The organism is Croceitalea sp. P059 (genome assembly GCF_031846365.1).
Lineage (GTDB): Bacteria > Bacteroidota > Bacteroidia > Flavobacteriales > Flavobacteriaceae > Croceitalea > Croceitalea vernalis.
The window spans coordinates 190,198-203,518 of record NZ_JAVRHW010000003.1 but is presented as its reverse complement, the minus strand read 5'-3'; the positions used below and the strand labels follow the sequence as shown (position 1 = coordinate 203,518).

Here is a 13,321-nt window from a genome sequence, read left to right as displayed (position 1 = left end):
ACTTATACTTTAGCAGACTTTACAGTCTTAATAATTCTTCCTGCAATTTTATATGGATCACCATTTGAAGCTGGTCTTCTATCTTCTAACCAACCTTTCCAACCACTTTCTACTGTAGCGATTGGAATACGAATTGAAGCACCTCTATCAGAAATACCAAAACTGAACTCATGTATAGATTGTGTTTCATGATCACCAGTCAGACGCTGATCGTTAAACTCGCCATAAACTTCAATATGTTCTTTAACAACTGGGCGGAAAGCTTCACATATTTTTTCGTAAGTACCTTGGTCACCACATGTTCTCAAAGTAGTGTTTGAAAAATTGGCGTGCATACCTGAACCATTCCAATCCATATCTTTTCCTAACGGTTTTGGATGGTAATCAATATAGAATCCGTATTGTTCAGTTAAACGGTCAAGTAAGTATCTAGCAACCCAAATTTCATCACCAGCTTTTTTAGCTCCTTTTGCGAAGAGTTGAAATTCCCATTGTCCTGAAGCAACTTCTTGATTAATACCTTCAAAGTTGATACCAGCAGCGATACATAAATCAGCATGCTCTTCAACTAAATCTCTACCATGCGTGTTTTTACCACCAACTGAACAGTAGTACATGCCTTGTGGAGCAGGGTAACCACCAATTGGGAAACCTAAAGGCAATTGAGTAGCAGTATCCATGATGAAATATTCTTGCTCAAAACCAAACCAGAAATCATTATCATCATCATCAATAGTTGATCTTCCGTTTGATACATGTGGCGTACCGTCCGCATTTAATACTTCAGTCATTACTAAAAACCCATCCTTTCTTGCTGGATCTGGGAATATAGCAACTGGCTTCAATAAGCAGTCAGATGAACCGCCTTCAGCCTGTCTTGTTGAACTACCGTCAAAAGACCACATTGGACAGTCTTCTAATTTACCGCTAAAGTCATTTACAACTTTGGTTTTACTTCTCATGTTTTGAGTTGGAAAATATCCATCCAACCAGATGTACTCTAATTTTGCCTTGCTCATAATAGTGGATTAATTACTTTTTGTTTTAATAGGCGGTAAAAATAATTTTTTTTATCAAAAACCTCTATTTATAGGGGTGTAAATCGTTAAAAGTTATCAATAATTTGTTAACCCCTATTTAAATTAGGGTTAATTAATAAATAATCATTTTTATAGGGTGAATATTGCTAAATTGTTAATTTTGTGGCACTGAATTAAATAGGAAGAGATCATGATGAGATTTGAAGCATTAGCCAAAAGCCATAATAGAGAATCAGTACGTATTGAAGAGTTAGAAAAACGTTCTGATTTATTCGCAAAAAACGTTTTCAATAACAGTAAAATGTTGCAATTCCTTACAAATGAGGCATATAGTAAGGTGCAAGCTGCTATTTTTTCTGGGAATAAAATTGACAGAAAAATTGCAGACCAAGTTGCTGAAGGAATGAAAGCCTGGGCTTTATCAATGGGTGCGACACATTATACGCATTGGTTTCAACCTTTAACCGGTGCCACCGCTGAAAAGCATGATGCCTTTTTTGATTTAATGCCTGATGGTCGAGGAATTGAAAAGTTTGGAGGAGGGCAATTAGTACAACAAGAACCTGATGCATCTAGTTTTCCAAGTGGTGGAATTCGAAATACTTTTGAAGCAAGAGGGTATACTGCTTGGGATCCGACTTCGCCAGCTTTTATATATAAAACCACGCTTTGTATCCCCACCATATTTGTTTCTTATACAGGTGAAGCTTTAGACAATAAAGCACCATTATTGCGTGCATTGCATGCAGTCGATGAGGCGGCAACTGGTGTTGCACAATACTTTGATAAAAATGTTCGCAAAGTTCATGCAACTTTGGGTTGGGAACAAGAGTATTTTTTAATCGATAAAGCACTTGCTCAGTCAAGACCTGATATTTTAATGACAGGACGTACTTTAGTCGGCAGTTCAGCTGCTAAAGGACAGCAATTAGATGATCATTATTTTGGTGTTATTCCTAATAGGGTGCTTAGTTTTATGAGTGCCTTAGAGAAGCAATGTATGCTTTTAGGGATTCCTGTAAAAACAAGACATAATGAAGTAGCTCCAAACCAGTTTGAACTTGCACCAGTTTTTGAAGAGGCGAACTTATCTGTTGATCATAATTTATTGTTGATGGATGTTATGGACGAAATCGCAGACAAACATGGTTTTAAAGTCCTTTTTCATGAGAAACCTTTCGCAGGAATTAATGGATCAGGTAAACATAACAACTGGTCTCTCGCCACTGATACTGGGGTTAATTTATTAAGCCCAGGTTCTACGCCAATGAAGAATCTACAGTTTTTAACTTTTTTTATCAATACAATTAAAGCAGTTGATACTTATGAAGAATTGTTACGATCTTCAATTGCCTCGGCAAGTAATGATCATCGTTTAGGAGCAAATGAAGCACCGCCCGCAATTTTTTCCATTTTCGTGGGTAAACAATTAAGTGATGTTTTAGATGATTTAGAGGGCGTTTCTAAAGGTAAACTATCACCTGAAGAAAAGACAGAGTTGAAGCTTAATGTAGTTGGTAAGATTCCTGAAATATTACTAGATAATACAGATAGAAATAGAACCTCTCCTTTTGCCTTTACAGGAAATAAATTTGAAATGCGCGGTGTTGGGTCCAAAATGAATTGTGCCAAACCAATGACGGTTTTAAACACCATTGTTGCAAAACAGTTAGTGGATTTTAAAAAGGAAGTTGATGCTCTAATAGATAAGAAGAATCTTAAAAAAGATGAGGCTGTATTTAATGTCTTACGGGAATATATTAAAACTTCTAAGCGCATCCGTTTTGATGGCGATGGTTATAGTAAAGATTGGGACACAGAGGCACGAAAAAGAAAATTAAGTAATAATAAAAATACACCTAAGGCTATTCAGGTACTGACCTCAAAAGACAGTCTCGCCCTTTTTGAAGCAACAAAGGTCATGAATGATAAGGAATTAGTTGCACATCAAGAAGTTGAACTCGACAACTATATATTTCATCTACAAATTGAGAGCAGTATTTTAAACGAATTGGTTTACAATTACATTGTACCCGCCACCTTAAAATATCAAAATTTGTTACTTGAAAATATCGCTGGTTTGAAAGATGTTTATGGTGCAGCGCATAAAAAACTGACCGAACCACAATTGAATATTTTAGAGAAAATGGCAGAGCATATGGTTGCAGCTAAAAAATTGGCTGATTTGATGACACAGGCTAAAATCAAATCTGACAAAGCAACTTCTATAGCAAAGAAGGCACAGTCGTATTGTGATGATGTTAAACCATATTTAGATCAGATTAGAGAGCATGCTGATGCTCTTGAACAGTTAGTGGCAGATGAACTATGGCCACTAACGAAATACCGTGAATTGCTTTTTACAAAATAAAGCATCGTTAACGCCAACTAAAAGTCGGAGTTTATATATTAATATAAGAGAAAGAACTAAAGGGTTTAGCGAACAAATCTTTTTTCCATAATTTACTGTAATGAATTTGACACTAAAAGATATTCAAGCTGCAAAAAAACGTATTACCCCATACATTATAGAAACCCCAATTCTGACATCATCGTTATTAAATGAATGGCTTGGTCATGAAATTTATTTTAAGGCAGAGAACTTTCAAAAAATAGGAGCTTTTAAAGCTAGAGGAGGAGTAAATACTTTAGCTTGGTTACTAGAAAATGGTCGCAAGCCAAATCATATTGTGGCAAATAGTTCAGGTAATCATGCACAGGCAGTAGCTTATGCAGCGAGGCAATTTAATATCCCTGCAACTATATTTATGGCGGCCTATTCTTCTAAAGTAAAAGTGCAGGCTACCAAAGATTATGGTGCTGAGGTCGTGTTGAGTGAAACTCGAGATATTACCGATGCTAGGGTCGCCGAAGCAGCAAAACAAGAAGGCACTTATTGGATTCCCCCCTTTAATCATGAACAGGTAATTTGTGGTCAGGGTACAGCCGCTTATGAAGCATTATCAGAATTAGGTCATATAGACGCCGTTTTTACACCTTGTGGTGGCGGTGGGCTCACTTCTGGTTCATTAATCGCTACACGTGGTCTCACACCACAAGCCAAAATGTTCGGTGTAGAACCGTTAAATGCTAATGATGCGGCTGAGTCTCTAAGAAAAGGAAGTATTCAACGTTTGCCTGGGGTGCCAGATACTATGGCCGACGGTGCTATGACTATGGCTGTCGGTGATATTACTTTTGAGTATTTAAAACAGTTAGATGGTTTTTATGAAATTGAAGAAGAATACTTGGTGTATTGGACGCAATGGCTAACACATTTATTAAAATGCAGAATAGAACCGACATGCGCTATGCCTATGGAAGCTATTCGACGTTGGTTGCAAACTCAAAAGTTAAAACAAAAGGTATTGATGGTGATTTCTGGGGGTAATGTAGACCAACCAACAACTCAAAAAATATGGAAGAAAGATTATTTGACCCAAAAGCCCAAATTATTCCTGTAATAATCGCTAATAGTATAATCCCCTTTCAAAAAAGAATTGAATGACATAAAATGTAAAAATTTGCCAATACCGATTTATAATTGTTGTATGCCGTAAAATCCTGATCTATGAAACATATTTTTTTCTTCTTAACAATAGTTCTTTTATTTTCTTGTAAGCAAGACCAAACCAAGGTGAAAAATGAACTAACTATTGAAGGCCTGCAAGAATCTGTTGAAATAATTAGAGATAAATGGGGTATCAACCATATATATGCTAAGAACCAACAGGATCTCTTTTTTGCTCAAGGATATGCAGCTGCAGAAGACCGTCTTTTTCAATTTGAGATATGGAGAAGACAGGCAACCGGCACGGTAGCCGAAATTCTTGGAGAACGAGAACTCAATCGTGATATTGGTACACGTCTTTTTAAGTTTAGAGGTGATATGACCACAGAAATGAATCATTATCATGATGACGGAGTAGAAATCATTACCGCCTATACCAATGGAGTTAATGCTTATATTGATGCCATATTAAAAACGCCTGAAAATCTTCCACTTGAATTCAAAATATTAGGTATTGAACCTCAAAAATGGACTCCTGAAGTAGTTATTTCTAGGCATCAAGGGCTTTTAGGTAATATTGGTCAAGAACTACAAATTGGCCGTGCAGTTGCTGCTATAGGTGAAGAAAAAGCTAAAGAGTTGTTTTGGCTGCACCCTAAGGACCCTAATCTTAAGATAGACTCCAAAATTAATACTGATTTGCTCTCCGATGATATTTTAGGCTTGTACAACGCTTATCGCAAATCGGTTAAATTTCAAGAAGGAGATGTGGTGCCAGCCTATCAAAATGATATGGAAATGGCAGCGGTATCATCACTTTTTGAAGGTAAGGACGATTCTTTAGCCATAGGGAGTAACAATTGGGTTGTCAAAGGCGAATTAATGGAAGATGGAAATACATATATGGCTAATGATCCTCATAGAACTATAGCTGTTCCGTCGCTAAGATATATGGCACATTTGGTGGCACCAGGGTGGAACGTAATAGGGGGCGGTGAACCAGAAATACCGGGTATTTCTATTGGCCACAATGAATATGGTTCATGGGGTTTGACTGTTTTTAGAACAGATGGGGAAGATTTATATGTTTATGAATTGAACCCTGAAAATTCAAACCAATACAAATACAAGGGTAAGTGGAAAGACATGGAGCATATTTCTGAAACAATTAAAATAAAAGATCAAAACGATACTATTGTTAAGCTTTCTTATACCCATCATGGCCCTGTTACTTATATCGACAAAGAAAATCATGTAGCTTATGCTGTTAAATGTGCTTGGCTAGAACCGGGAGGATCTCCTTATTTGGCTTCTTTAAGAATGGACCAAGCTAAAACCTGGGAAGAATTTAGAGAGGCCTGTAACTACAGTCATATTCCGGGAGAAAATATGATATGGGCAGATAAAGAAGGAAATATTGGTTGGCAAGCGGTTGGTATAGCACCAATTAGAAGAAATTTTAGTGGTTTGGTTCCTGTACCGGGCGATGGTCGTTACGAATGGGACGGTTATTTGCCTATTGTTGATAAACCGAATAGTTATAATCCAGAAACTGGTTTTATAGCAACAGCGAACCAAAATGTAACTCCCGAAGATTATAAATATTGGGATGCAATAGGTTTCTCGTGGTCAGACCCCTATCGTGGTGACCGGGTGAACGAAGTGTTGGAATCTGACAAGAAAATGACTATGGAAGATATGAAAGCGTTGCAAACAGATTATCTTTCTATTCCTGCCCGCATTTTGGTTCCAATGTTGCAAGGAATTGCTTTTGACAGAAAAGCTTCAGCGGCAATAGAAGAACTAGAAGGTTGGGATTATAAGCTTGAATCCAATTCAATAGCGGCAGCTATTTATGTTGCATGGGAAAATCAGCTGAAAGCTTTAGCTGATGAACAATTTATACCAGAAGAGGCTAAGAGTATTATTTCTTCTATACAAATGAAACGTATTGTAGACTGGTTGGTTACACCAGGTGATAAGTTTGGAGCAAACTCAATATTAAGCAGAAATCAATTTTTAGCTACGGCTTTTAGTAATGCAGTTGAAGACCTTGAGAAAAATCTAGGATCAGATATCAAACAATGGCAGTATGGGCAAGAAAATAATAAACATACTTACGTGGAACATGCCTTGAGTGCTGTTTCACATGATTCTATTAAAAACAAACTCAATTTAGGTCCCTTGCCTAGAGGTGGTAATGCCTATACACCGGGTTCTACAGGAGGTAATTTAAAACAAAGTAGTGGAGCATCTTTTCGCATGATTGTGAATACTGGTGATTGGGATGCCGCTATTGGAACAAATGGTCCAGGTCAATCGGGAAATCCAGAAAGTCCATTCTATGACAATTTATTTGAACCTTGGGCAAATGACAATTACTTTCCGGTCTACTATTCACGAGATAAAATAGATTCTGTAGCGGTAGACATAAAGATTTTGAAGAATTAAAGTCATTTCAAACCTCGAACCGAATAACAATTAAGGTAGAATAATCTAACAGAAAGCTTAAATTCCTTACGGTTCTAAAACTTTGAAATTAATTATCTTGCCGTGGTTAATTTTATTTTACTAACAACAAAACAAAATAGTAAGCAAAATGCAGAGATTTAGCGAAAAGTACATCATCACAAAAGACATGGAATGGGAAAATCTTGGAGGAGGAGTATCAAGAAAATTCTTAGGCTATGATAATCAAATTATGATGGTGCAAGTTAATTTTGAAAAAGGCGCCTTAGGTGCTCCACACCAACATTTTCATACCCAAGCAACATATTGTGTGTCTGGTAAATTTGAATTTGAAATTGATGGAGTTAAACAGATTGTTGAAGCTGGTGATGGGGTTTACATTGAGCCGAACTTATTGCATAGTGCCGTTTGTTTAGAGGAAGGAATGCTAATTGATACTTTTAGTCCTGTAAGAGAAGATTTTCTAAGTGGCGGAGAGGTTTCTTATTTCGGAGATAAAGACTAAGAAATAGTTTAAGGTAAATAATTATCTCTTTTGATTATAGTTTTAAGAGCATAGTAATTTTGGCTCTTAAAATTAAGTCCGTTTAAATCTAGTATGCCTCATATATTAAAGAATAAAAACCTCGAAATTTTAATTGATTTACCTCATGAAAATTATCGGGAAACTCGGTTTGATTGGAGTGGTAAAATTATTGAAGTTAATTTTGAAAATGTGACTTTTGGGATTACTGAAGCACCCAAAGCTGCCCACCAACACCATAATGGTCGAGGATTTTTTAATGAGTTTGGAATAGATTCACCTTTGGGTTTTGATGAGGCTAAAAAAGGTGAATGGTTTCATAAAATAGGAGTGGGCTTATTAAAAAAAGAGGACGATAGTTATTCTTTTGTAAATAACTACAAGGTAAAAACTCTTAATTTTTCTATCCAAAAATCAACTGATAGCATTCATCTGGAATGTAGTTCTGAATTGGTTAATGGTTATCAGTATATTCTCAAGAAAGAGATTCAGTTGCTTGAAACTGGTTTTCGAATAAATTATTGGCTAGAGAACATAGGTGATAAAACTATAAAAACTACCGAGTATAATCATAATTTTTTGGCTTTTAATAAGGAATCAATGAGTAATAACTATAGGTTGGTATTACCTTTCGAACTAGATAGTGGCCAATTTGATGAAAACGTCAATCCGGAAAATTTTGTTCAGTTTAAAAATGACCAATTGGGTTTTTCAAAAACACCAAATGAAGTATTCTTTTTTAGTTATCTCAATGGCAAGAAGAAAGTTCAGGCAAGCTGGAAGTTAGAAAACAGCAAATTAAATATAGGTATTAAAGAAGTAGGTGATTTTAAAACTTCAAAAGTTAATGTTTGGGGTTGTAAACATGTTATTAGCCCTGAATTGTTTTTTGAAATTGCATTAGATCCAAAGCAAAGCGTAAGTTGGTCTCGAACTTATACTTTTTACAAATTGTAAGTATAGTATAAGTATCAAATATAGGCGTTCACAACCTATTGACAACTTCTAACTTCTTTGTTTAATCTTCTACCAATCGATTTCTTATTTTTGCCCAAACACCAAATTAATGTCTTCAGATACCAGTAAAAGATATGCACAACGCGGCGTTTCCGCATCAAAAGAAGATGTGCACAATGCTATCAAAAATATAGACAAGGGCTTATTTCCTCAAGCGTTCTGTAAAATAGTACCTGATTATTTGACCAATAGTGAAGAGCATTGTTTGGTCATGCATGCAGATGGTGCTGGTACTAAATCTTCTTTAGCTTACATGTATTGGAAAGAAACTGGTGATTTATCTGTTTGGAAAGGAATTGCTCAAGATGCTCTTATTATGAATATTGATGACCTTATTTGTGTTGGTGCTGTCGATAATATCATGCTTTCATCTACTATAGGTCGTAATAAAAATTTGATTCCGGGTGAAGTTATATCTGCCATAATCAATGGGACTGAAGAGTTAATAGAAGATTTGAAATCTCACGGAATGACGATTCATTCTACGGGTGGTGAAACGGCGGACGTGGGTGATTTGGTTCGTACAATCATTGTAGATTCTACGGTTACTGCGCGCTTGAAGAGAAGCCAGGTTATTGATAATGCTAATATTAAAGCTGGTGATGTTATTGTTGGTTTATCATCATTTGGGCAAGCAAGTTATGAGAATGAATATAACGGTGGTATGGGTAGTAATGGATTGACTTCTGCACGTCACGATGTATTTTCAAAATACCTAGCAGAAAAGTACCCAGAAAGTTTTGATGCTGCTGTACCTTCGGAACTAGTTTATTCAGGTCGAACTTCATTAACCGATTCTATTGAAAATTCACCTGTAGATGCCGGTAAATTAGTATTGTCGCCAACAAGAACTTATGCGCCTATCGTTAAAAAATTATTAGAAAAATATAATTCAAGTGATATTCATGGAATGGTACATTGTAGTGGTGGTGCACAAACAAAGATTTTACATTTCATTGATGAATTACATATCATAAAAGACAACCTATTTGAAATCCCACCACTATTCAAACTAATACAAGAGCAATCTGGTACGGATTGGAAAGAGATGTACCAGGTATTTAACTGTGGTCATCGATTAGAGTTATACGTCGATGAGAAAATTACAAAAGATATTATTGCTATATCTGAAAGTTTTAGTGTTGATGCTCAAATTATAGGTCGTGTAGAAGCATCTGAAAACAAAAAACTGACTATTGAAAGTGATTTTGGAACATTCCATTATTAGGCATACGATAAAGCATAAAACTCCGTTCTTTTTATAAACCCCAATGCTATGGAAAGAAAAAAATTTTTAAAAACGATAGGCGCAGGAGCAGCCTTTGCAGTAACCTTCCCTTGTTTACATTCATGTTCTTCAGATGCTGAAGAAGATTTAGAAGTATTTCCAGTTCCAACAGGAGTGGATTTTACGGTTAATTTAACTGACACTGAAGCGGCACCTCTTGCCACTAATGGTGGTTTTATATTAAAGAATTTTGTGGTAATCGCACGTAATTTAGAAGGAGAATTAGTAGCCGCAAGTCAAGTATGTAGCCATCAACAAACTGAAGAAGTGCGTTTTATTTCTGATGATGGTGGTATTTTTAGATGTAGTACTCATGGGTCTAGGTTCTCTCAAACAGGAACACCCTTGAATACAATTACTAGTAACCCATTGAAAGTGTTCAATACAGAATTAAATGGCGACATTCTAAGAATTTTTGAATAAGTAACTCCATTGCTATGAAAATGATAAAAAGAATACCATTAATGGTATTATTCTTTCCTATCTTTTTAGTTGCTCAAAACTGGGAAACAAGTTATAACAACGCTTTAATAAAATCAAAAGAAGAGAACAAACCCATAATCCTCGTTTTTGCAGGTTCAGACTGGTGTGCGCCATGTATTCTTTTAGATAATCAGATTTGGCAATCCGAAGAATTTAAGAACTTTTCTAAAGAGAACTATGTGCTTTATAAAGCTGATTTTCCTAGAAAGAAAGCCAACAAACTAAAGACGGATTTAGCTTTACAGAATGGTGAGCTTGCTAAAAGGTATAACCCTAAAGGTTATTTTCCTTTGGTTGTTGTCTTAAACCAAGATGAATCGATTTTAGGTACGACCGGATATAAAAGAAAGGAACCAAAGGCGTATATTAGGTTGTTTAATTCTTTTATTGAATGAGATTGTATCCAATATTCTTTTTCTTGATTATCTCGTTTTCGAGCATGGCCCAAGAAGACCTAGTGACAGTATCTAGGGTTTTAAAATTAATGGGCACTCGATTTGAAATTACGGTGGTAGCCCAAAATGAAGATATCGGCTATATAAATATTGACGAAGCAATTGCTGAAATCAAAAGAATTGAAAAAATAATTTCTTCATGGGACTCCAATTCTGAAACTTCACAAATAAACAAAAATGCCGGATTGCAACCGGTAAAGGTGAGTACAGAACTTTTTGAATTAATCGAAAGATCGAAAAAAATATCTAAAATCACAGATGGAGCTTTTGATATTTCTTATGCTTCTTTGGATAGAATTTGGAGGTTTAATGGCGAGATGAAAAAGTTGCCTTCAAAAGAAGAAATAGATAAGTCCATAAGTAAAATTAACTACAATGATATTGATTTAGATAAAGAGAATTCTACCGTATTTTTAAGAAAAGTTGGAATGAAGTTGGGTTTTGGTGCGATTGGAAAAGGATATGCAGCAGATAAAACCAAAGCGTTATTAATTTCGAAAGGCGTATTAGGAGGTATAATTAATGCGTCTGGAGATTTAACTACATGGGGAACCAAAAACACCGGAGAAAAATGGATGGTGGGTATTACCAATCCTTTAGACACAAAGAAAATGTTTTCTTGGCTTCCGGTAATTGAATCATCGGTTGCTACATCAGGTAGTTACGAGAAATATGTAGTAATAAATGACGAAAAGTATTCGCACATTATTGATCCCCGAACTGGTTATCCAACAAAAGGAGTTAAAAGCGTTACTGTTTTCGCTAAAAAAGCAGAATTGTGTGATGCTTTGGCTACCGCAGTTTTTATCATGGGCAGAGACAGTGGTATTCATATGATTAATCAACTACCTGGTGTTGATGTGGTAGTTATTGATGAAAATAATGAGATAAATAAGAGTTCAGGAATCATTTTTGATTCTTCAAAATAGACTTAGAAAAATGAAAAAATTGATACTACTATTTTTGATTTTGATTGCTTGTAGCTCCTGCGTAGTGGTAAAAGAGTATGAAAAGGTTTATATCAATGATGCCGAAATGCAATTGAGTTTAAAAGGGATGGATAGATTTGAAACAAATTTTCAAATTTACCGAGAAGCGGCTTCAGGGGCCAATGGAGGTAAATCTGGCGGTGGATGCGGGTGTAACTAAATCCCAAATTTATAATTGATAGAAGGATAAATTTTCTGATTTAGTTTAGTCTTTTCATTTTTTGGTCAATTATTTAAGAATAATTATAACTGTGTATTTTGAATAAACTTTTCCTTATACCCTTGCTATTTGTTTTTTGCTTAAGTTCTGGACAGCAAACAGACACGGATTATAAAAAACGTGTTTTAGAAGCTGGTGAATTAGAAATGTTGTTTAGTTATTACAGTCAAGATGGTCAGAACGCGGCTGTAAGTGGGGGTGAAGGAACAGAAGAGCTGACTGATGCTACTTCCTCATTAGTTCTGAAGTTACCTTTAAATGACGATGATGTATTGACAGTTGATGTTGGTGTTTCCGCTTATACCTCAGCCTCATCCAGTAACGTTAATCCTTTCGATGGTGGTGGTTTAGCAAACCCTTTTAGTGCCTCTTCTGGAGCTTCGAAAAGTGATGTTTTGGCTTACTTTAATCCAAGTTATACGCATAGCTCTGATGACCGTAATAAGGTTTGGAGTGCTAAGGCATATGTATCAAATGAATATGATTACTTTTCTATTGGCTTCGGGGGTTCATACGCATACCTTTTTAACGAAAAGAACACTGAAGTTTCTATTAGTGTTCAGGCGTTTCTGGATGGATGGAATCCGCAATACCCAGTAGAATTAAGAGGTGGTTTTGAAGGAAATATAGTTGGTTATAACCCTTCATTTAATAGGTTTGACAAAGAAGGTAGAAACTCGTATTCCGCTTCCTTGAATATTTCGCAAATACTAAGTAAGCGTTTACAAGGTTCCTTGTCCATTGATATAGTTACACAGAATGGTTTGTTGAGCACACCTTTTCAACGTGTTTATTTTGGTGATGTAGATGATTTTTTTATTGAAGATTTTCAATTAGCGGATGATGTTGAACGATTACCAGAAAATAGGTTAAAATTACCTATTGGTGCACGGTTAAATTATTTTGCTAATGACTTATTAGTTTTAAGGTCTTATTATCGTTTATATTTTGATGATTGGGGTATTACGGCTCACACCTTCAATCTTGAGGCGCCGATTAAGTTGAATGACACTTTCACTTTATATCCTACTTACCGATATTATACCCAAACAGCTGCCGATTATTTTTATGCTAAAGAGGTTGCACAATCAACCTTTGAATATTACACTTCAGATTTTGACTTGTCAGAATACAGCGCGAATCAATATGGTTTCGGCGTACAATACAAAGATATTTTTACTAAAACCAAACTCTTGCTTTTTGGTCTTAAAACTGTAGATCTGCGCTTTAGTTATTACAATCGGAGTAATGGTTTAAATGCCTCAATAATTACTTTAGGAACTACTTTTATCATCGATTAACTCAATGCTCAAAATAGTGTCTTTT

At 35.6% G+C, this 13,321-nt stretch carries 12 protein-coding genes; 11 read left to right on the top strand and 1 reads right to left on the bottom strand.

Translation table 11 applies throughout. The annotated features are described in order from the left end of the window. Positions 1-2: 2 nt before the first annotated feature. Positions 3-1,019, bottom strand: coding sequence for a glutamine synthetase beta-grasp domain-containing protein (locus RM542_RS11090; RefSeq protein ID WP_311385818.1), 1,017 nt, complete (start codon positions 1,017-1,019; stop codon positions 3-5). A 214-nt stretch (positions 1,020-1,233) separates the two neighbouring features. Here RM542_RS11090 and RM542_RS11085 point away from each other — a divergent pair, with 214 nt between their 5' ends. The 11 genes from RM542_RS11085 (at position 1,234) to RM542_RS11035 (ending at position 13,296) form a co-directional block, all read left to right on the top strand. After that, positions 1,234-3,411 (top strand): glutamine synthetase III, encoded by a 2,178-nt coding sequence (locus RM542_RS11085; RefSeq protein WP_311386100.1) that lies wholly within the window; start codon positions 1,234-1,236, stop codon positions 3,409-3,411. 100 nt (positions 3,412-3,511) lie between these two features. After that, positions 3,512-4,504, top strand: a complete 993-nt coding sequence (locus tag RM542_RS11080; RefSeq protein ID WP_311385817.1) for a serine/threonine dehydratase — start codon at positions 3,512-3,514, stop codon at positions 4,502-4,504. A gap of 107 nt (positions 4,505-4,611) precedes the next feature. Next, positions 4,612-7,002 carry a penicillin acylase family protein gene (locus tag RM542_RS11075; protein WP_311385816.1) on the top strand — a complete coding sequence of 797 codons (2,391 nt, stop codon included), beginning with the start codon at positions 4,612-4,614 and terminating at the stop codon, positions 7,000-7,002. Between the two features lie 148 nt (positions 7,003-7,150). Then, a complete protein-coding gene (locus RM542_RS11070; protein WP_311385815.1) occupies positions 7,151-7,525 on the top strand; it encodes a cupin domain-containing protein in 375 nt (124 codons plus the stop codon). A 93-nt stretch (positions 7,526-7,618) separates the two neighbouring features. Further along, entirely contained in the window at positions 7,619-8,500 is an 882-nt protein-coding gene (locus RM542_RS11065; protein WP_311385814.1) for a hypothetical protein, read from the top strand. Positions 8,501-8,609: 109 nt separating this feature from the next. Further along, on the top strand, positions 8,610-9,788 hold the full coding sequence (locus RM542_RS11060) for an AIR synthase related protein (protein WP_311385813.1): 1,179 nt from the start codon (positions 8,610-8,612) through the stop codon (positions 9,786-9,788). A gap of 48 nt (positions 9,789-9,836) precedes the next feature. After that, complete coding sequence (locus RM542_RS11055) at positions 9,837-10,271, top strand: Rieske 2Fe-2S domain-containing protein (RefSeq protein WP_311385812.1); 435 nt, start codon at positions 9,837-9,839, stop codon at positions 10,269-10,271. Positions 10,272-10,285: 14 nt separating this feature from the next. Beyond that, entirely contained in the window at positions 10,286-10,726 is a 441-nt protein-coding gene (locus RM542_RS11050) for a thioredoxin family protein (protein ID WP_311385811.1), read from the top strand. Beyond that, entirely contained in the window at positions 10,723-11,715 is a 993-nt protein-coding gene (locus RM542_RS11045; RefSeq protein ID WP_311385810.1) for an FAD:protein FMN transferase, read from the top strand. The genes RM542_RS11050 and RM542_RS11045 overlap by 4 nt, the downstream gene beginning before the upstream one ends. Before the next feature lie 10 nt (positions 11,716-11,725). Then, the gene (locus RM542_RS11040) at positions 11,726-11,935 is read left to right on the top strand and encodes a DUF4266 domain-containing protein (protein WP_311385809.1); all 210 of its coding nucleotides are present in this window, start codon (positions 11,726-11,728) and stop codon (positions 11,933-11,935) included. A gap of 98 nt (positions 11,936-12,033) precedes the next feature. Continuing rightward, positions 12,034-13,296, top strand: coding sequence for a DUF3570 domain-containing protein (locus RM542_RS11035; RefSeq protein ID WP_311385808.1), 1,263 nt, complete (start codon positions 12,034-12,036; stop codon positions 13,294-13,296). Positions 13,297-13,321 lie beyond the last annotated feature (25 nt).

Excerpts from the sequence above, each read along its gene's own strand:
- RM542_RS11090 (WP_311385818.1), bottom strand. The coding sequence starts at position 1,019 with ATGAGCAAGGCAAAATTAGAGTACATCTGGTTGGATGGATATTTTCCA.
- RM542_RS11085 (WP_311386100.1), top strand. The coding sequence starts at position 1,234 with ATGAGATTTGAAGCATTAGCCAAAAGCCATAATAGAGAATCAGTACGT.
- RM542_RS11080 (WP_311385817.1), top strand. The coding sequence starts at position 3,512 with ATGAATTTGACACTAAAAGATATTCAAGCTGCAAAAAAACGTATTACC.
- RM542_RS11075 (WP_311385816.1), top strand. The coding sequence starts at position 4,612 with ATGAAACATATTTTTTTCTTCTTAACAATAGTTCTTTTATTTTCTTGT.
- RM542_RS11070 (WP_311385815.1), top strand. The coding sequence starts at position 7,151 with ATGCAGAGATTTAGCGAAAAGTACATCATCACAAAAGACATGGAATGG.
- RM542_RS11065 (WP_311385814.1), top strand. The coding sequence starts at position 7,619 with ATGCCTCATATATTAAAGAATAAAAACCTCGAAATTTTAATTGATTTA.
- RM542_RS11060 (WP_311385813.1), top strand. The coding sequence starts at position 8,610 with ATGTCTTCAGATACCAGTAAAAGATATGCACAACGCGGCGTTTCCGCA.
- RM542_RS11055 (WP_311385812.1), top strand. The coding sequence starts at position 9,837 with ATGGAAAGAAAAAAATTTTTAAAAACGATAGGCGCAGGAGCAGCCTTT.
- RM542_RS11050 (WP_311385811.1), top strand. The coding sequence starts at position 10,286 with ATGAAAATGATAAAAAGAATACCATTAATGGTATTATTCTTTCCTATC.
- RM542_RS11045 (WP_311385810.1), top strand. The coding sequence starts at position 10,723 with ATGAGATTGTATCCAATATTCTTTTTCTTGATTATCTCGTTTTCGAGC.
- RM542_RS11040 (WP_311385809.1), top strand. The coding sequence starts at position 11,726 with ATGAAAAAATTGATACTACTATTTTTGATTTTGATTGCTTGTAGCTCC.